General features: G+C 73.5%; 17 protein-coding genes. 7 read left to right on the forward strand and 10 right to left on the reverse strand.

The genetic code is table 11. The annotated features are described in order from the left end of the window. Positions 1 to 251 precede the first annotated feature (251 nt). Both recG and AB0J24_RS06405 read right to left on the reverse strand, forming a co-directional pair. On the reverse strand, positions 252 to 2,417 hold the full coding sequence (gene recG, locus AB0J24_RS06400; protein WP_358676315.1) for an ATP-dependent DNA helicase RecG: 2,166 nt from the start codon (positions 2,415 to 2,417) through the stop codon (positions 252 to 254). 9 nt (positions 2,418 to 2,426) lie between these two features. Beyond that, positions 2,427 to 4,343 carry a DAK2 domain-containing protein gene (locus AB0J24_RS06405; protein WP_358676318.1) on the reverse strand — a complete coding sequence of 639 codons (1,917 nt, stop codon included), beginning with the start codon at positions 4,341 to 4,343 and terminating at the stop codon, positions 2,427 to 2,429. Between the two features lie 162 nt (positions 4,344 to 4,505). Here AB0J24_RS06405 and rpmB point away from each other — a divergent pair, with 162 nt between their 5' ends. Continuing rightward, the gene (gene rpmB, locus AB0J24_RS06410; protein WP_020627372.1) at positions 4,506 to 4,697 is read left to right on the forward strand and encodes a 50S ribosomal protein L28; all 192 of its coding nucleotides are present in this window, start codon (positions 4,506 to 4,508) and stop codon (positions 4,695 to 4,697) included. Between the two features lie 95 nt (positions 4,698 to 4,792). Here rpmB and AB0J24_RS06415 read toward each other — a convergent pair whose 3' ends face one another. The 3 genes from AB0J24_RS06415 to AB0J24_RS06425 all read right to left on the reverse strand — a co-directional run bounded on the left by AB0J24_RS06415 (position 4,793) and on the right by AB0J24_RS06425 (position 7,014). Continuing rightward, entirely contained in the window at positions 4,793 to 5,395 is a 603-nt protein-coding gene (locus AB0J24_RS06415) for a DUF1707 domain-containing protein (protein WP_358676322.1), read from the reverse strand. 414 nt (positions 5,396 to 5,809) lie between these two features. After that, positions 5,810 to 6,490: a uracil-DNA glycosylase gene (locus AB0J24_RS06420; RefSeq protein WP_358676325.1), complete on the reverse strand. Its 681-nt coding sequence runs from the start codon at positions 6,488 to 6,490 to the stop codon at positions 5,810 to 5,812. Further along, positions 6,490 to 7,014 (reverse strand): gamma carbonic anhydrase family protein, encoded by a 525-nt coding sequence (locus tag AB0J24_RS06425; RefSeq protein WP_358676328.1) that lies wholly within the window; start codon positions 7,012 to 7,014, stop codon positions 6,490 to 6,492. The genes AB0J24_RS06420 and AB0J24_RS06425 overlap by 1 nt, the downstream gene beginning before the upstream one ends. 148 nt (positions 7,015 to 7,162) lie before the next feature. On the opposite strand from AB0J24_RS06425, the gene mbhE reads away from it, so the two are divergent. Genes mbhE through mnhG (AB0J24_RS06455) form a run of 6 tightly spaced genes read left to right on the forward strand, consistent with a single transcriptional unit; the run spans position 7,163 to position 12,860 of the window. Continuing rightward, entirely contained in the window at positions 7,163 to 9,937 is a 2,775-nt protein-coding gene (gene mbhE / locus AB0J24_RS06430; protein WP_358676331.1) for a hydrogen gas-evolving membrane-bound hydrogenase subunit E, read from the forward strand. Beyond that, the gene (locus tag AB0J24_RS06435) at positions 9,934 to 10,326 is read left to right on the forward strand and encodes a cation:proton antiporter subunit C (RefSeq protein WP_358676334.1); all 393 of its coding nucleotides are present in this window, start codon (positions 9,934 to 9,936) and stop codon (positions 10,324 to 10,326) included. Before mbhE ends, AB0J24_RS06435 begins: the two co-directional genes overlap by 4 nt. Then, entirely contained in the window at positions 10,323 to 11,849 is a 1,527-nt protein-coding gene (locus tag AB0J24_RS06440; protein WP_358676337.1) for a monovalent cation/H+ antiporter subunit D family protein, read from the forward strand. Before AB0J24_RS06435 ends, AB0J24_RS06440 begins: the two co-directional genes overlap by 4 nt. Beyond that, complete coding sequence (locus AB0J24_RS06445) at positions 11,846 to 12,229, forward strand: Na+/H+ antiporter subunit E (protein ID WP_358676339.1); 384 nt, start codon at positions 11,846 to 11,848, stop codon at positions 12,227 to 12,229. Before AB0J24_RS06440 ends, AB0J24_RS06445 begins: the two co-directional genes overlap by 4 nt. Further along, positions 12,226 to 12,489: a monovalent cation/H+ antiporter complex subunit F gene (locus AB0J24_RS06450; protein ID WP_358676342.1), complete on the forward strand. Its 264-nt coding sequence runs from the start codon at positions 12,226 to 12,228 to the stop codon at positions 12,487 to 12,489. Before AB0J24_RS06445 ends, AB0J24_RS06450 begins: the two co-directional genes overlap by 4 nt. After that, positions 12,486 to 12,860 carry a monovalent cation/H(+) antiporter subunit G gene (mnhG, locus tag AB0J24_RS06455; RefSeq protein ID WP_358676345.1) on the forward strand — a complete coding sequence of 125 codons (375 nt, stop codon included), beginning with the start codon at positions 12,486 to 12,488 and terminating at the stop codon, positions 12,858 to 12,860. The genes AB0J24_RS06450 and mnhG (AB0J24_RS06455) overlap by 4 nt, the downstream gene beginning before the upstream one ends. Here mnhG (AB0J24_RS06455) and mnhG (AB0J24_RS06460) read toward each other — a convergent pair. From mnhG (AB0J24_RS06460) to AB0J24_RS06480, 5 genes are read right to left on the reverse strand one after another with little or no spacing between them, the layout of a single operon-like run. Next, positions 12,779 to 13,219, reverse strand: a complete 441-nt coding sequence (gene mnhG / locus AB0J24_RS06460) for a monovalent cation/H(+) antiporter subunit G (RefSeq protein ID WP_358676347.1) — start codon at positions 13,217 to 13,219, stop codon at positions 12,779 to 12,781. The genes mnhG (AB0J24_RS06455) and mnhG (AB0J24_RS06460) overlap by 82 nt on opposite strands. Next, on the reverse strand, positions 13,219 to 13,485 hold the full coding sequence (locus AB0J24_RS06465; protein WP_358676350.1) for a monovalent cation/H+ antiporter complex subunit F: 267 nt from the start codon (positions 13,483 to 13,485) through the stop codon (positions 13,219 to 13,221). The genes mnhG (AB0J24_RS06460) and AB0J24_RS06465 overlap by 1 nt, the downstream gene beginning before the upstream one ends. Beyond that, complete coding sequence (locus AB0J24_RS06470) at positions 13,482 to 14,381, reverse strand: Na+/H+ antiporter subunit E (RefSeq protein ID WP_358676353.1); 900 nt, start codon at positions 14,379 to 14,381, stop codon at positions 13,482 to 13,484. Before AB0J24_RS06470 ends, AB0J24_RS06465 begins: the two co-directional genes overlap by 4 nt. Next, the gene (locus AB0J24_RS06475) at positions 14,378 to 16,030 is read right to left on the reverse strand and encodes a Na+/H+ antiporter subunit D (protein WP_358676356.1); all 1,653 of its coding nucleotides are present in this window, start codon (positions 16,028 to 16,030) and stop codon (positions 14,378 to 14,380) included. Before AB0J24_RS06475 ends, AB0J24_RS06470 begins: the two co-directional genes overlap by 4 nt. Continuing rightward, on the reverse strand, positions 16,027 to 16,479 hold the full coding sequence (locus tag AB0J24_RS06480) for a Na(+)/H(+) antiporter subunit C (protein ID WP_358676359.1): 453 nt from the start codon (positions 16,477 to 16,479) through the stop codon (positions 16,027 to 16,029). Before AB0J24_RS06480 ends, AB0J24_RS06475 begins: the two co-directional genes overlap by 4 nt. Positions 16,480 to 16,481: the final 2 nt, after the last annotated feature.

Raw genomic sequence — 16,481 nt, forward strand, 5'->3', positions numbered from 1 at the left:
TCCTCTATTCGGCTCGTGCGCCCGCAGACGCGGGGTTCCCGCGCGCCGGACGCGTGATCCTGACACGTGGAAAGGGCCACCGACCACCGCGAGCAACCACCTGGTGGGACCGTCCGGGTCCGCCCGCCCGCAGCAAGCCGGGCCGGCCGGGCCGGGCCGGCCGGGCCGGGATCGTGCACCTGCCCGCTCGGGCGAGGGCCCGGCTCGACGCCCGGGGCAAGCCGCTCGGGGCTTCCAACTACGGGCCGGGGTCAGGTCTTGTCGAGGTAGGCGGCGCGTTCCTCGTCGCCGAGGGTCTCCCCCACCAGCGCGAGCAGGCGCGGGTGCCCGAGCAGGCCCGGATCACGCTCCACCAGGTCCTGGGCGTAGAGCTGTGCCTTCGCGATCACGTCCGCGTGCCGCAGCAGCGACAGCAGCTTCAACCCGGAGCGCGCGCCGGACTGGCTGGCACCCAGCACGTCGCCCTCCCGGCGCAGCTCCAGGTCGAGCCGGGCCAGCTCGAAACCGTCGGTGGTGCCGGCGACGGCGTCGAGCCGCTCCCGGGCGGTCGTGGCCGCGGGCATCTCGGTGACCAGCAGGCACAGCCCGGGGGCGCTGCCCCGGCCGACCCGGCCGCGCAGCTGGTGCAGCTGGGACAGGCCGAACCGGTCGGCGTCGAGCAGCACGATGCCGGTCGCGTTCGGCACGTCGACACCGACCTCGATCACCGTGGTCGCGACCAGCACGTCGAGCTCGGCCCGCTCGAACGAACGCATCACCGCGTCCTTCTCGTCGGGCGGGAGCTTTCCGTGCAGCACCCCGACCCGCAGCCCGGTGAGCTTCTCGGTGATCATCGGCGCGATGTCGAGGACGGCCAGCGGCGGCCGCCGCTCGGGTTCGCCCTGCTCGGGGGGCGGCTCGTCCAGCTCCGGATCGGGTTTCTCGACGTCACCGACGCGCGGGCACACCACGTAGCACTGGTGCCCGGCGTCGACCTCCTCGCGGATCCGCTGCCAGACCCGCTCGATCCAGCCCGGGTGCTCGGCGAGCGGGACGACGGTCGTCGCCACCGGCGAACGGCCGCGCGGCATCCCCTTCAGCTCGGACACCGACAGGTCGCCGTAGACGGTCATCGCGACGGTGCGCGGGATCGGGGTGGCCGTCATCACCAGCATGTGCGGGGCGCGCTCGCCGCGGGCACGCAGCGCGTCACGCTGTTCGACGCCGAACCGGTGCTGCTCGTCGACGACGACCAGGCCGAGATCGGCGAAACCGACGGCATCCTGGATCAGGGCGTGCGTGCCGACGACGATCCCGGCCGCGCCGGACTGCGCGTCCAGCAGGGCCTGCCGCTTGGCCTTGGTGCTCATCGACCCGGTGAGCAGGGTGACGGCGGTGGCGTTCTCGGCGCCGTCGAGCTCGCCGGCCCGGCCGAGCGGGCCGAGCATCGCGCGCAGCGACCGGGCGTGCTGGGCGGCCAGCACCTCGGTCGGCGCGAGCATCGCGGCCTGCGCGCCCGCGTCCACCACCTGCAGCATCGCGCGCAGGGCGACGATCGTCTTGCCGGCGCCGACGTCGCCCTGGACCAGCCGGTTCATCGGGTGCTCCCCGGCGAGGTCGGCGGCGATCTCCTCCCCGACCGCACGCTGCCCGTCGGTCAGCGGGAACGGCAGGTCGGCGTCGAAGGCGTCGAGCAGGCCGCCCGCGGTGCGCGGACAGGCGGTGGCGGGCCGCCGCACCGCATCCTGCCTGCGCAGGGCCAGCGCGAGCTGCACACCCAGCGCCTCGTCCCACACCAGCCGGTGCCGGGCGGCCTGGATGTCGGCCTCCGACTCGGGCACGTGGATCCGGCGCAGCGCGCGGCCCAGCTCGGGCAGCTTCTCCCGGCGGCGCAGCTGTTCGGGCAGCGGGTCGGTCGGGTCGTCGATCTGCTCCAGGGTCTGCCGGATCGACCGTGCGATCTCCTGCGAGGTGACCTTCGAGCCGGCCGGGTAGACGGACAGGAACGGGCGCAGCGAGTCGGTCTCGTCGAGCGCCTCGAACTGCGGGTGGGTCAGCTGCAGGCGCTGGTTGAACACGCCCACCTTGCCGGAGAACACCGCCCGCACGCCCGGTTTGATGAACTGGCGGACCTTGTAGGGGCTGAAGAAGGTGCAGTCGAGCTGGCCGCCCTTCTCGTCCCGGATGACGACCTGCAGCATCTGCCCGTTGCGCCGGCGCATGTCGCGCAGCGTCGCCTTCTCCACCTGCGCGACCAGGGTCGCGTGCTCACCGGCCACCAGCCCGGCGATGTCGGTGAGCCTGCCCCGGTCGACGTACCGGCGCGGGTAGTGCCGCAGCAGGTCGCCCACCGTCTCCAGCCCGAGCGAGGCCAGTGCGTCGGCCGCCCGCTTCCCCAGCGGCCCCGTCAGCCCGCTGTCCAGGTCGAAGGTCTGCACGCCCTCCACCTACTCCACCCCCAGCACCAGCGGGAAGTCGTGCTGCTCGCCGCGGTGCACCAGTACGTCGACCTCCGGATGGGTGCGGCGCAGGTCGTCGGCGAGCCGCTCGCCCAGCTCGTCGCCTGCCGCCGAGCCGAGCAGCACGGTCACCAGTTCCCCACCCGGTGTGAGCATGCGATGAGCCAACCACAGGGCACCGACAGCCAGATCGGGGGCGATCAGGACGACCTCGCCGTCGGAGATCCCGAGCACCTCCCCCGGCCGGCAGCGTCCGGCCCAGGTCAGCGCCTCGGCCTCGGCGATCTGCAGGCCGCCGGTCCGGGTGCCCGCGGCGGCCTCCGCCATCCCGACGACGTCGTCGGGCGCCCGTCGCTGCGGATCGTGCACGGCCAGCGCGGCCAGACCCTGCAGTACCGACGTCGTCGGGACGACGACGGCGTCGATGCCCTCGGCGCGGACCCGCTCGACCGCCGTCTCCGCGAGCGTCCGCCGGTACGGCGCACACGGCAGGACGACGACGTGCCCGGCGCCGGTCCCCCGGATCGCCGCCAGCACCTGGTCCAGATCCGGATCGGGGTCGGCGGGCAGGACGTCCCCGCCGGCCGCTCTGGCGAGCGCGCCCGCACCGGAGCTCTCGATCATGAGCAGCACGGCGCGGGCCCGGGTACGGGCCGGAGCGGGCAGCGCCTCGATCCGGATCGACGACGGCCGCCCCGCCGCCAGCCCGGCCTCGACCGCGGGCCCTGCCTCGGTGGTGTGGACGTGCACCGTCCAGCCGCGCGCGCCGTCACCGGCGATACCGACCGAGTCGCCCAGCTCACCGAGCCGCGCCCGCAGTGTCCCGAGCGCGTCCGGCCCGGGATCGTCGAGCAGGTAGGTCACCTCGTAGACCGGTTGCGGCACGTGCGGGACGACGGCCGGCGACACCGCATCCGCCTCACCGCCCGGCGCCGCACGGGTACCGGGATCCTCGCCCGCCCCGGCGCCTGCTCCGGAACGCTCGGCCCCGCCCAGCGTCCCCGGCGGGACCGGAGCCGGAACGCCCCCGGCGGCGGCCACCAGCGCGTCGAGCACGACGACCAGGCCGAGTCCACCCGCGTCGACCACCCCGGCCCGCTCCAGCTCCGCGGGCCGGCCGCTCACCCGCGCCAGCGCGACCCGGGCCGCCCCCGCGGCCACCGACGCGAGCTCCGCCAGGGCGGTCCCGCCGCCCCCGGCCCCCGCATCGACCCCGGCGACGACCGAGCCGCCGGCACCAGCACCGACAGCACCGACAGCACCGGCCCGGTCCGCACCGGCCCCGTCCGCACGGGTTCGCCGCGTCCGCACCGGATCGGACCTCGTGCGGACCACCGGGTCCCGGGCGAGGCGACCCGGCCCTGCGGACATCACGGCGACCCTCTGCGCGACGGCCGACGCGGCGGCGTCCAGGACCGTGAGAGCGGTGCCGGAGCGCGGCGCCGAGACGGCGGCGGTGGCGAGCGCCGCGGCCCGGCACAGCGCGCCGGCGAAGAGCTCGCCCGCCGTCCGCGCCCGGGCGGCCGCACCGGCGGCCGGTTCACCGCGGACGCCGGCCACCGCGATCCGGTCGGGATCCTCCGGTCCCGGGGGCGCCACCTCGCGCGGGGCCGGGGCGGCCAGCTCCTCGGCGAACCCGCGGAAGAGTTGGGAGAGGATCAGCCCCGAGTTCCCGCGCGCCCCGCGCACCGCCGCCGCGGCCAGCGCCGCCGCCGCCCCCGCCGGGCCGCCCTCCAGCGGCGCCGCCGCTGCCGCCCGCGCGGTGAGCACCAGGTTCGAGCCGGTGTCGTGGTCGGCGACCGGGAACACGTTGATCCGGTCGATCTCGGCCCGGCCCGCGGTCAGGCGCTCGGTGGCCGCATCGATCCAGCGGCGCAGCAGCGCGGTGTCGAACGGCGGGGCCACGCCGCCAGCGTAGGTGCGCGGCGCGGCGCCGACATCCCTGGCGGGCCCCCGCCGAGGTCGCGACGCACGGTTGGCTAGACTGGATCGCCGAGCCCCGGTCCGTCCGGGCTCTGCGTACTGTCTCAACCTTGCAATGTCTCCAACCTTCGAGGAGTGTCCGACGTGGCTGCCGTCTGCGACGTCTGTGGCAAGGGTCCGGGCTTCGGCATGTCCGTCTCGCACTCGCACCGCCGCACCCACCGCCGCTGGAACCCGAACATCCAGACCGTGCGGGCCGCGATCAACGGGGGCAACCGCCGCCGGATCAACGCCTGCACCTCGTGCCTGAAGGCCGGGAAGGTCACCCGCGTCTGAGGCCGTGGTGCCGCGCGAGAGCCGCTACGTCGACGGGCCCGGATCCGGTAGGGATCCGGGCCCGTCGACGTTCCGGGGCCCGCGTTCCGGGCGCCTCAGCCCATCACGGCCTTCCACCAGCCCTTGCGTGACCCGCGGACGGTCAGCGACCCCATCCCCACCTTGCCGTGCACCACGATGTGCGGCCCGGAGCCACCGGGCGTCGACGGCACCTTCGTCCTGACCTCGCCCCACGACCCGGACACGGCGTCCACGTCGGCGCTGCCGCCGTCCGGGAGCACGATCACGATCTCGCCCATCCCGGTCGACACCTCGATGTCGATGCGCGGCGGGACCCGCCGCACCTCGGACAGGTCCAGGTGGATGGTGCCCATGCTGGTGGTCAGCTTCATCGCGGCGGGGACCTGCCAGTCCCCGCTGCGCTTCACGGTCCCGGCGCCGGTGCGCAGGTGCACCCGGTCCGCCCCGCCGACCGGGCCTGCGGGGGCCGACGACGCCTGCGGTGCGATCAGATCCGAGCCGGGCAGGTCGGCCAGCGGCGGGCGCAGCTCGCGCGCGGTGCGTGCCGCGTAGACGGCGTCGAGCCGCTCCTCCAGTTCGGTGACCGTGATCCGGCCCTCGGCGAGCGCGTCGTGCAGCCGCTTCGCGGCGGCCTCGCGGTCGGCGTCGGATATGCGGATCTCCCCCGGATCGGTCACATCGACCAGCCTAATGCCCTATCAAGGAGCCTTCACCACACGGCTCACCGCACCTCCAGCCACCGGTTCCCCCCTCGTGGCAGCAGGTCCCACCCACTGCACGGCGTGGCGCAAGGCCGATGGCGTGATCCGTCGGAGAACTCGGCCGGCACCGGTGGTACGGGTCCTCGATCCGGGCCGGACGCCGGGTCCACGGCTGCACGGAACCGCTCACGAGGTGAGCGATATCGCCGTACCGACGGCGTCCGCAACCGGCCGCGCCGCCCCGGGAACACCTGGTCCGTGTGGTGCCCGTGACCGTCCCGGGTCGCCGGCCTCTCGGCGCCGGCGCCTCGATCGGCCCGATCACGAGGTGGCGCCGCACGCCGGCTGCACGTCCTCCCGCAGCGGCCGGCCGGCGGGGCGGCGCCGCGGTCAGGGCAGCTTCCAGTCGACGGGGTCCCCGCCGATCTCCTCGAGCAGGTCGTTGGCGCGGGTGAACGGCCGTGAGCCGAAGAAGCCCCGGTCCGCCGACATCGGGCTGGGGTGTGCCGACTCGATCATCGGCACGTCCTCGAGCAGCGGGGCGAGGTTGCGGGCGTCGCGCCCCCAGAGGATCGCGACCATCGGCTCGGCGTCGCGCGCGACCAGTGCCCGGATCGCCTGTTCGGTGACCTCCTCCCAGCCCTTGTTGCGGTGCGAACCGGGTTCGCCGGGGGCGACGGTGAGGCAGCGGTTGAGCAGCAGCACCCCCTGCTCGGTCCACGGCGTCAGGTCCCCGGTGGACGGGGCGGGGTGTCCGAGGTCCTCGCCGTACTCGCGGAAGATGTTCTGCAACGATCGCGGCAGCGGCCGGGTCTCCGGCGCCACCGAGAACGACAGGCCCACCGCGTGGCCCGGCGTCGGGTACGGGTCCTGGCCGACGATCAGCACCCGCACCTGGTCGAACGGCTGCTGGAACGCACGCAGCACGTTCGCGCCGGTCGGCAGGTAGCGACGGCCCGCGGCGATCTCGGCACGCAGGAACTCGCCCATCCGCGCGATGGTCCCGGCGACCGGCTCGAGGGCCTGCGCCCAGCCCGCCTCGACGACCTCGTGCAGCGGCTTCGGCGCCATCAGTCCTCCAGCTTCCGCAGCTGCGCGCGGAACCGCCGGCCGCGCTCGACGTAGGACTCCACGGCGTAGCGCCAGCGGTCGGCGGGAACCTCGTAGCCCTCGCGCACCCGGGCGGGGACGCCGAGAGCCATCCGGTAGGCCGGGATCTCGGCGTCCGGGGAGACGACCGCACCCGCCGCGACGATCGCGCCCTCACCGATCCGGGAGCCGTTGAGCACCACCGAGCCGGACGAGATCAACGCCCGGTTCCCGATCGTGGACGCCTCGATGTGCACGTTGTGCCCGACGGTCACCTCGTCGCCGATGATCGTCGGCTCGCGCAGCGTGGTATGGATGATCGAGCCGTCCTGGACGCTGGTACGGGCGCCGACCTCGATCCGGCCGTCGTCACCGCGCAGCACCGCGGTCGGCCACACCGTCGACTCCGGACCGAGGGTCACGTTGCCGATCACGACGGCGTCCGGGTGGACGTAGGCGGTGGGGTGGATGTCCGGTTCGGCGTCACCGAGCGCGTACAGAGGCACACCGGGAGGGTACGAGCGCCACCGTGCCGACCGATCCGGGGCCCACCCGACTGGTTCGGAACCTCGCGATTGGGTATGAATCGGACGTGTCGTCGATCAGGGCGCTGCAGGCGCGCACCCCCGGGCCCCGGACGGAGGCCGTCGTCCGGTGCTCCCGCTGATCGTCCTCGGCGGTTCGGTCCTCCTGGCGCTGGCCGCTCCGCTCCTCGCGCGCCTGTTCGGCCGCAACGCGGGCTACCCGCTGGCGGTGGGCCTCGCCGCGCTCGCCGTGTACGCCAACACCTCGGCCGGCGCGATCGTCGACGGCGCGGTGCTCACCATCTCCTACGACTGGATGCCGACCCTCGGTGTCGCCCTCGGCCTGCGGATGGACGGCCTGTCGCTGCTGTTCGTGACGATCGTGCTCGGTGTGGGCGCGCTCGTCATGGCCTACAGCTCCCGTTACCTGGGCGAGGGTCACCCGGCCGGGACGGTCTACGGCCTGCTGGCCGGTTTCGCCGCCGCGATGATCGGCCTGGTCACCGCGAACGACCTGGTGCTGCTCTACGTGTTCTGGGAGCTCACCACCGTCCTGTCGTTCCTGCTGATCAACACAGCCGGGCCGCGCGGGGCGGCGCCCGCGGGCCGGGCGCTCGTGGTGACCGCGACGGGTGGGTTCGCCCTGCTCGGCGCGGTCGTGATGATCGCCGTGGCGGCCGGGACCACCGATCTGGGCATGATCGTCGAGAACCCCGACGTGGTGCTCGCCAGCCCGCTCGCGGTGCCGGCCGCGGCCCTGCTGATCCTGGCCGCGGCGACCAAGTCCGCCCAGCTGCCGTTCTCGTACTGGTTGCCCGGCGCGATGGTCGCGATGACCCCGATCAGCGCCTACCTGCACGCCGCGACGATGGTGAAGGCCGGCATCTACCTGCTGATGCGCTTCTCCCCGGTCTACGTCCCGACGACGGCGTGGTCGATGGTGCTCGTCCCGCTCGGCCTGCTGACCGCCGTGGTCGGTGCCGTGCTGGCGCTGCGCGAGCACGACCTGAAGGCGATCCTCGCCCAGTCCACGGTCAGCCAGCTCGGTCTGCTGACGGCGGCGATCGGCGTCGGCACCTCGTACGCGCTGTCCGCGGCGGTGCTGCACACGTTCGCGCACGCGCTGTTCAAGGCCACCCTGTTCATGCTGGCCGGGATCATCGACAAGGAGGCGGGCAGCCGCGACGTGCGCGAGCTCGGCGGACTGCGGAGGGTCATGCCGGTCACCGCGACGCTCACCGGGATCGCGGCGCTGTCGATGGCCGGCGTCCCCCCGTTGATCGGGTTCGTCTCGAAGGAGACCCTCTTCGAGGGGTTCCTGGAGGCCGACTTCGCCCCGGGCGCAGGCCCGGTCGCCGCGGTCACCGCCGTCATCGCCTCCGCGCTGACGTTCGCCTACAGCGCCCGGATCGTCTACGGCGCGTTCGGCGGCACGCTCACCCAGCCCGGTCTGTACGAGCCGTCGACGGCGTTCCTCGCGCCGGCCGCGGTGGCCGCCCTGCTCGGCCTGGCCCTCGGCGCGGGCGTCGGTGTCCTGAACCCGCTCACCGACCGCGCCACCACCGACCTGTACCCGGGTGCCGAGCCGGCGACGTTCGCGCTGTGGCACGGGGTGAACACGGCGCTGGTGCTGTCGCTGGTGACCTTCGCCGCCGGGTATGCGCTGTTCCACTGGCGCGGACCGGTGGACACGCTGCTGCACCGGCTGCGGGTGCCCGACGGTTCCGCGGTCCACGACCGGGTCCGGGCCCGCGTGATCGAGTTCGGTGGGCTGGTCGGCAGGCCCGACGTGGACCCGACGCCGGCCGCCGTCCTGGCCCGGCCGGTCCTGCTGCTGCCGGTGCTCGCCGTCGTCGTCGGGATCGGGCTGCCGGCGCTGCCCGGGTACCCCGGCCCCGCCGTGGAGGGCCTGGACTGGCTGGTCGTGGTGCTGGTGCTGGCGACGGTGGCCGGTGCCGCGGTCACCCGCTCGGTGCTCGCCGCGCTGACCCTCACCGGCTTCGCCGGGCTGGCGACGGCGTTGTGGCTGCTGCTCGCCGGCGCGCCGGACGTCGCGATGACCCTGCTGCTGGTCGAGGTGCTGACCACCGTGGTGGCGGTGTTCGTGCTGCGCGGGCGCGGGGAGCGGCTGGCGCGACCCGCGCGTCTGCATGCCACGCCGGCCGCCCTCACCGCGCTCGCCGCGGGGCTCTCGCTGGGTGTCGCCACGTTCGTGCTGACCGGGCGGCGGCCGCCGTCCGAGGTCGGCGGGTACTTCCTGGACACCGCGCAGGAGGCGACCGGCGGCACGAACGTCGTCAACACCATCCTGGTCGACTTCCGTGGGATGGACACCTTCGGCGAGGCGGTGGTCGTCGGCGCCGCCGCACTGGGCCTGCTCGTCCTGCTCCGGCGCACCGACGACACCGTGCACCCGGGTCGCGCCGGTGAATCCGAGCGGTTCGCCCGTGACGGGCCCGCGGACACCGTCGTGATGCGGGTCGCGAGCCGGGTGCTGTTCCCGGTGATGCTCCTGCTGTCGCTGTTCCTGCTGTGGCGCGGGCACGACGAACCGGGCGGCGGGTTCATCTCCTCGCTCGTCGCCGGGGTGGCGGTGCTGTTCCTGCGGCTCGCTCACCGCGGGGACGCGTGGGCGCTGCGGCTGCGCCCGGAGCCGCTCGTCGGCAGCGGCCTGCTGCTCAGCCTGCTGACCGGGCTCGCCGTCCAGCCGCTCGGGCTGCCGTTCCTGACGCCGGTCTACCTGCCCGGCGAGGTGCTGCTGTCCTCGTTCGTCTTCGACCTGGGGATCTATCTGATGGTGGTGGGACTGATGGTGGCCGCGGTCGACCGGGTCGGCGGCCGGACCCGCATCGGCCCGGTGCTGGCCCGCCGCGGCCGGGACACGCCCGAGGGGACCACCCGGTGACGGCCGCGGTCGTCGTCACGGTGCTCGTCACCGGAGGCGTGTACCTGATCCTGCAGCGCGAACTGTTGCGGGTGGTCCTCGGGTTCATCCTGCTCGGTCACGGCGTCAACGTTCTGATCATCTCCGCGGGCGGGATGTACAACCGGCAGCCCCCGCTGCTCGGCCAGCAGGACCGGGCCGCGATGGCGGACCCGCTGCCGCAGGCGTTCGTGCTGACCGCCATCGTGATCGCCTTCGCGATCACCGTGTACCTGCTGGCGCTGCTCAAGGCGGGTGACGAACAGGGCACCGGGCACGCCGACCCGGATCACGACGAGGCCGCCCGCAGCGCCCCGGACCGGGAGCGCACCGAGCGGGCCGGTGGCTCCGCGCGGGGTGAGGACCGGTGAGCGGGCCCGAGGCACTGGTCGTCGCGCCGGTCGCGATCCCGCTGTTCGCCGCCGGTCTGCTGATCCTCGTCGGGTTCCGGATGCCGCTGCCGGCCCGCCGCGCGATCGCGTTCACCGCGGTCGTCGCCTGCACCGCCGTCGCCGGGTACCTGCTCGCCGTCACCACCGACGGCACCGTGGTCGTGCAGCGGCTCGGCGGCTGGCCGGACGGTATCGCCATCCCGTTCGCCGCCGATGCCTTCGGCTCGGTGATGCTGGTGGTCACCGGGGTGCTGGGGCTCGCGTGCCTGGCGTTCGCCGCGCTCGACGGCGGCGGCACCGGTGATCTCGAGTCGAGCGACGAGCTCCGCGCGTTCCTCCCCCAGGCGATGCTGCTGCTGGCCGGGGTGAACGGCGCCTACCTGACCGCGGACCTGTTCAACCTGTTCGTGTTCATCGAGGTCATGCTGGTCCCCAGCTACGTGCTGATCGCGACCGGCCGCAACCCGGAGCGGCTCGCCGCCGCCCGGCTCTACCTGACGGTGAACCTGCTCGCCTCCACCGTCTTCCTGGCCGGGCTGGGCCTGGTCTACGGCGTCGCGGGCACCGTGCAGCTCGGCGACCTCGCCGGCGCCGCCGTCGCCGACCCGCGGGTGGCCGCCGCGACCTCGCTCATCCTGCTCGCGCTGTCGGTGAAGGCGGCGCTGGTCCCGCTGCACAACTGGTTGCCACGGGCGTACTCGGTGGCCCCGGCCGCGGTCACCGTGCTGTTCTCCGGGCTGCTCACCAAGGTCGGTGTGTACGCGCTGTTCCGGATCTACGCCGTCGTCCACGACGGGGACCCGCGGTTCCTGCCCGTCGTCCTGGCAGCGGCCCTGCTCACCATGGTCGTCGGTGTGCTCGCCGCGGTGGGCGCCGGCGGGATGCGCCAGATCCTGACCTTCCACATGGTCAGCCAGCTCGGGTACATCGTGCTCGGGCTGGCACTGTTCACACCGGTCGGGCTGGCCGCCGCGATCTACTTCATGGTGCAGTACGTGCTGGTCAAGGCCGCCCTGCTGATGGTGGCCGGTGCGGTCGAACGACATGTCGGGACCGGTGAGCTGGCCCGGCTCGGCGGGCTCGCCGCACACAGCCCGGCCGCCGCGGTGGCCTTCGCCGTGTCGGCGTTGTCGCTGGCCGGGATCCCACCGATGTCCGGGTTCGTCGGGAAGCTCGCCCTCGTGCTCGGTGCCGTGGACGCAGCACAGGTCGCCGCCGCACTCGTCGCGATCGGAGTCAGCGTGTTCACCCTGCTGTCGATGCTCAAGATCTGGAACGGCGTGTTCTGGGGTGGCGACGCTCCCGTGCCCGACCCGGCGGGCGCGAGCGGCACGGTCGTCGCGCTGCGGGTCCCGGTCCGGTCCGTGGTCCCGGCGCTCGCGCTGGGCGGATCGAGCCTGTTGCTCGGCCTGGCCGCCGAACCGCTGCTCGCCGTGTCGGCGGCCGCCGCCGAGGGGTTGTTCGACACCGCCGCCTACACCGGGGCGGTGGGATCCCGATGACCGGCCGCACCCGTGCACCCGGGGACAGCAGGCTGCTGGCCACGGTCCACTTCCTCATCTGGTTCACCGGGGAGTTCTTGCGGGCCAACGCCGTCGTGCTCCGCGAGGTGCTCACCCCCGGGCACAGCATCGACCCGGCCGTGGTCCGGATCCGGCTGCGTTCCCGCAGCATGGTCGAGCTCGCCTCGATCATGAGCCTGATCAGTCTCACCCCGGGCACGCTGGCGCTGAACCTGGCCACCGGCTCGGGCGCCCCGGTCCTGACCGTGCACGGCATGCACGCGAGCGATCCCGAGGAGCTCCGCACCAGCGTGCAGGAGATGGAGGACCGATTGCTCACCTGCCTGCGCCGGCCGTCACCCGAGGAGGACGACGAGTGACCGCCACCCTGCTGTTCGACGCCGGCCTGGTCGTGCTGGGGCTGAGCCTGCTCGTCGCGGTGTACCGGGTGCTGCGCGGCCCGACCGAGGCCGACCGCGGGCTCGCCGTGGACTACGGCTTCGTGGTCGTCGTCGGGTTCGTCGCGCTGCTCGCGCTGCGGCTCGGGTCGACCGCGATGCTCGATCTCGTCGTCGTCGCGACCCTGGTCGGGTTCCTGACCACGGTCGCGGTGGCCCGGCTGGTCTGGGCGAGCTCGTGAGCACGCCGGACCTGCTCACCGGCGGACCGGTGCAGAACACGATCGGCGGGGCGATCGTCGCCGCCGGGGTGCTGTTGATCGCCTCGGGGGCGATCGGCATGCTCCGGCTGCCCGACATCTACAACCGCACCAATGCCGTCACCAAGGCCGCCGGGCTGGGCATCGTGGCGCTGCTCGTCGGGGTGGGTGTGCTCCTCCCCGAGCCCGGGGTGCTCCTCACGCTCGGCGTGGCGGTGGCCCTGCAGCTGTTCACGATCCCGATCGCCAGCTTCGCGATCGGGCACGCGGCCTACCGCTCGGACGTCCCGTCGACACCGTCGACGTCGCGGGAGGACGCGCCCCCATCGCCCCCCGCCGATCCGCCGGACTGAGGCGGAGCCACCGCCCAGGCGCGGGCGTCGGCCTCCATCTGCACGCCGAGGTCGTCGACGACCAGCGAGTTCCGGTCGATCGCGCCACTGCGGTACGCCGAGCGGCCGACGACCTGCGAGATCACCGGCGCGGTCAGCACCTGGAACAGCACCACGAGCACCAGCGTCGAGGAGTTCTCGAAGTCCAACCGCACCGCGACACCGATCAGGATCAGCAGCAGCCCCAGCGTCTGCGGCTTCGTGGTCGCCTGCAGCCGGGCCGGCAGGTCGGGCAGCCGGACCAGGCCGAGCGCACCGAGCAGGCAGGACAGTCCGCCGGTCAGCATGAAGGCTGCGGAGATCACGTCGGATACGGACATCAGCGGTGCCGCTCCCATCGTTCGACGAGCCGGGCCGCGGTCGCCGAGCCGACCAGCGCGATCAGCGCGACGGCGGCCAGCAGCGGGATGTTCGACCCGTCCGAGTAGATCGCCGCGTACACCGCGGCCGCAGCCACGATGAGCACGACGAACACGTCGAGGGCCGCGATCCGGTCCAGCGTGGTGGGCCCCTGCAACAGCCGCCACAGAGCGAGCAGCGCCGCGACGGTGAGCATGGACAGGACCAGCGTGTAGACGACGCTCATCGCGACGACCTCCGCGTCTTCCGGTCGGGTGCGGCGTCCTCCATGGCCTCCCGGCACCGGCGCACGTCGTCCTCGGTGCCGAGCGCCTCGACCACGCGCAGCTGCAGGTTCATCATCTCCCGGCGGACGCGTTCGACCGCGCCGTCGCGATGCAGGCCGAGCGCGTAGACGTACCACCGCCCGCGGCGGCGGTCGACCTGCAGCACGTAGCTGCCCGGGGTCAGTGCACAGGCCGCGATGATCGTCGTCGTGGTCCGGTCCGAGCTGCTGTACAGCGGCAGCCCGAGGATCCCCGCCTTGGCGCGCGGGCCGTGCATCAGCGTCACCGCGCTGACCCGGACCCCCGACGCGACGAGGTCCCACATCAGGTACCCGATCAGCCGCAGCGCCTTCACCGGCCGGACCGGCAGCCGCTCCGGCAGCACCGGCAGCGGGAAGACCACCGTCACCAGCAGGCCGACGAGCACACCGCCGACGATCGCCATCGGGGTCAGACTGCCCCAGAGCAGCACCCAGACCGCGGCCAGCGCGAGCACCTGCGGGACCCGGCGGCGCCAGTCGCCGATCCGCGCCGAGCCGGCCATCGGCTCGGCCGTGGTGTCGGGCACCGGTGGGGGCACCCTCGCCGGGGTGCGGCCGGTGGTGTCACTGGTCCCGGTGACCGGCCCGGCACCGTCACCGGATCCCGCGCCGTCCCCGCGGCCGGAGGCCACCGGATCGCCGCTCGTGCCGCCGGTCGTCGTCCCGTCCGTGGCGTCTCCCGTCGTCGTGCTGTCGGTCGGTTCCGTGCCGGTCTCGGCTGCGGTGACGCCGAGTTCGGCCCGCAGGTCGGGCTGCTCGCCGTCCACTCCGGTGGCGTCGCGGTCACCGGCACCGCTCGACCGGTCCCGGGTCACGGGGCCACCTCCGCGGCGTCGCCTGCGGACGCGCCGAGCGCCTCACCAGCGGCGGCGCCCTCCGGCTCCGCCGTGTCCGGTCCCCCGGTGCCGGGGGCGGCCGTCGCGCCGTCGGGCGGGGCCGGTTCGAGCACCGCGCCGCGGTAGGCCTCGCGGCTGTGCAGGTCGTCCCCGGCGCGGGCGGTGACCGCGGACAGCGGACCGGCGAACAGCGCGATCACGATGCTGACCACGACCAGCGAGGAGGCCCCGACGTACATCCCGCGGGCGCTGCGCGCGGTCCCGACGACCAGCTCGTCGTTCGGGTCGTTGTCGACCAGTGGCTCCTTCGGCGTGCCCCAGAACACCCGGACCCAGACCCGGGCCACCGCGTAGAGGGTCAGCAGGCTCGCGACCACGACGAAGGCGGCCACGATCTCGCTGGCCAACCCCGCTCCGGCACCGGCCTGCAGCAGCGCCAGCTTCGCGACGAAACCCGACGTCGGTGGCAGGCCGGCCAGGGTGATCGCGGGGATCGCGAACAGCACGGCCAGGTGCGGCGCGGTCTGCGCGAGACCACCCATCTGGCTGATCGACACCGTCCCGGTCCGGCGCGTGATCAGACCGCTGACCAGGAACAACGTCGCCTGGACGGTGATGTGGTGAACGACGTAGAGCGCAGTGCCGGCGATCCCCTCCGGCGTCCAGACCGCCAGCCCGAACAGCATGAATCCGATGTGGCTGACCAGCAGGAACGACAGCAGCCGGTTGAGGTCGTCCTGTGCGACGGCGCCGAGCGCACCGACCACCATCGTCAGCGCCGCGATCACCAGCAGCAGCATCGAGGGGTCGTCCTGCGGGAACACCAGCGTCTGGGTGCGCAGCAGGGCGTAGATGCCGACCTTGGTCAGCAGACCGGCGAACAGCGCCGTCACCGGGGCGGGGGCGTTCGGGTAGCTGTCGGGCAGCCAGAAGTGCAGCGGCACGATCGCCGCCTTGATCCCGAACACCACGACCAGCACCAGCGCCAGCACCGCCTGCAGGCCGTCGGGCAGCAGCTCCATCCGGCCCGCGAGATCGGCCAGGTTGACCGTGCCGGTCGCGGCGTAGACGAAGCCCACCGCGGTCAGGAACAGCAGCGACGACGTCAGCGAGACGATCACGTAGGTCATCCCGGACCGGATCCGCGACGCCGAGGTACGTCGGGTGATCAGCACGTAGGACGACGCCAGCATGATCTCGAACGCGACGAACAACGTGAACAGGTCGCCGGTCAGGTACGCGAGCGAGACCCCCGTCGAGAGCAACAGGAAGATCGGGTGGAAGGTGGTGCTGGCCGTCTCCCGGCCGTAGTCGGAGATCCGCTGGTCGATCGCGTAGACCAGGACGGCGAGCGTGACCAGCGCCGAGATCAGCAGCAGCAGCGCCGACATCCGGTCGGCGACCAGCACGATGCCCATCGGGGCGGGCCAGCCGCCGAGCTCGGCGACGACCGGCCCGTGGCGGTCCGCGGAGACCAGCAGGATGCCGGCCACCACGCAGACGGTCGCCAGGGTCACCACACCGATCACCCGCTGCAGCGACGCGCGGCGGCCGACGATCACGCTGGCGGCGGCCCCCAGCATGGGGAGCAGCACCGGGAACGCGACCAGTGCCTGGAGCAGGGTCACTTGCGGCCCTCCTCGAGCTCGTGGGAGTCGGCGGTGTCCTCGGGGGAGCTCTCGGTCTCCGCCGCGGTGCCCTCCTCCATCGCGCCGTCCGGCTTCTGGCGGGCGGCGATCCGGCGGTCCTCGACGTCGTCCTGGACCTCGTCGTGGCCGACCAGCACCCACGAGCGGTAACCCAGCGCGAGCAGGTAGGTGGTGAGCGCGAAGGTGATCACGATCGCGGTCAGCGCGAGCGCCTGGGGCAGCGGGTCGGTGAACTCGCTCAATCCGGCCGTGTCCAGGATGGGCGCCCGGCCGGGCGGCCCGCCCGCCAGCTGCAGCAGCAGGTTCGCTCCGTGCCCGAGCACCACGATGCCGATCAGGATCCGCATCAGGGAGCGCTGCATCAGCAGGTAGAACCCGACCGAGTAGAGCACGGCGAGCACCAGCGCCATGCTCAGGTTGATCGTCATGT

It is taken from the genome of Pseudonocardia sp. NPDC049635 (assembly GCF_040659795.1).
Taxonomy (GTDB): Bacteria; Actinomycetota; Actinomycetes; order Mycobacteriales; family Pseudonocardiaceae; genus Pseudonocardia.